The following is a 1,542-nucleotide window of genomic DNA, read 5'->3' on the forward strand; positions in this document are numbered from 1 at the left end:
CGCTTCTTCATGGTACTGACTGGTAGGGTGTTGGTGATTGCTTGATGCTATCACAGGGCTACCGGTGCCGTGAGGGAGGTTTTTCGAGGTGCCCGGCTGTGAAAGCGAAAAAGCGGCCGTGACGCAAATCCCCAGCAGACCTTTCCGGAACGTTTGAGTAGTCAAAAAACGCATAATCGTGTTACCTTTCCGTCTAACGTCGCAAATCACCGGCGCGCGCCTTTGGCGCGTCCGGTGAATTTGCCTTGTTATGCCTTTTTGATTACCAACGTACCAGCAATTATATCGTGCAACCCTTGTTTTTGTTTCGTAAATGCGACCATCAAAAAACCTACAAGCAAAATAAGAGCAGATATAATCTTAGACCAATATCTAGCGTTGGCCTTCCCAAAGCCGATTTTATTGCCAGCCATATCAGTAACCTTAAGACCAAACATTTTCTTTCCAAGCGTTGCTTGCCAAGAAGAAGATTCTGATACGGTAAAATAAAGCCATTGAATTAAAATCCCCATTATCATTCCGAAAGCTTCCCCTGCTGCTTCGATTTCTCTTTGGCTTGATGTCCCAGCCATTGATGCTCCTAACACGAATGCTAAAGGAATTACAATAATAATTGCTCCTATTTGACTTATGATTCCATCTACGATGGCTGCAATAACTCGGAACCAGAATCCAGCATAATTTTCTCGGTTGATTTCACTTTCGTTCATAGTTCATTCTCCTTCGGTTTGATTAAGGGCATAACGCCGCCAGCACGCGCGGCTTTGTAGTGAAGGCGAAGCCGGAACGGAAAAGCCGTCGCTGTGGCTGGCCTTGTTATGTTTATTTAGTTCTAACCTTTGACCCAAAGAACTTTTCAACCTTTGCCGTAGATTCAGCTATTTTCTGACTAAAGTCATCTTCTTCAGACGTAAAATAGACAATCTTGTCATTCTCTCTGACTCGCTCTGGGCTATTATCTACAGTAGCCCCCGGCCCGGCATAGGCACCTTTCATCCAAAAATGAAGCCAAATTGCTCCCCGAAGATCTCCGATGCGCTGCTGAATTTCGTTAAAACTATCCTGAGCCTCGTTACCCCAAATTACTTTAGCCTCAAGGCGAACCGTCTGTAGCTCCGCCCATTTCTCATTGAGGTAGGTCATTCGCTCGCTATAAATTCGTTGCTCTTCTTCAAGCCGGCGACCAGCTTCGACTTCCTCCTTGCTAAGATAAAGCATTGGATTTCTAACGGACTGAAGCGCTTGCTGAACTTCGTATGTGTTTAGTATGGCTTTCTTTGCAACCTCGTACTCACTTGTCCCCCGAAGCTGCCTACTCCAAGTGAACAGCCCAAGACCACCAATAATAAGAGCACCAATCGTGCCGACAATTGAGACTACATCTTTTGTCAGTGACCAGTTTATTTCGCTTATGGTGATACAAAGATCCAATGCAATCTCCTAGAAACATAACATTTTAATACTGCGCATGCGTGTTTTTACTCAAGTGACAGGCACAGAGAGATGGGCTAACTTACTGTATTGATTTGATAAATGATGAAT

The 1,542-nt window shown here is 44.7% G+C and carries 2 protein-coding genes; both read right to left on the reverse strand.

The window, feature by feature from the left end; genetic code table 11:
- Window positions 1-248 precede the first annotated feature (248 nt).
- Window positions 249-710 (reverse strand): RDD family protein, encoded by a 462-nt coding sequence (locus tag KTN04_RS16530; RefSeq protein ID WP_217336324.1) that lies wholly within the window; start codon window positions 708-710, stop codon window positions 249-251.
- 112 nt (window positions 711-822) lie between these two features.
- A complete protein-coding gene (locus KTN04_RS16535; protein ID WP_254262635.1) occupies window positions 823-1,431 on the reverse strand; it encodes a hypothetical protein in 609 nt (202 codons plus the stop codon).
- Window positions 1,432-1,542: the final 111 nt, after the last annotated feature.

It is taken from the genome of Marinobacterium weihaiense (genome assembly GCF_019061305.1).
Classification (GTDB): Bacteria; Pseudomonadota; Gammaproteobacteria; order Pseudomonadales; family Balneatricaceae; genus Marinobacterium; species Marinobacterium weihaiense.

What these genes read in the sequence shown, in the direction of transcription:
- KTN04_RS16530 (WP_217336324.1), bottom strand. Translation starts at nt 710, where the DNA reads ATGAACGAAAGTGAAATCAACCGAGAAAATTATGCTGGATTCTGGTTC.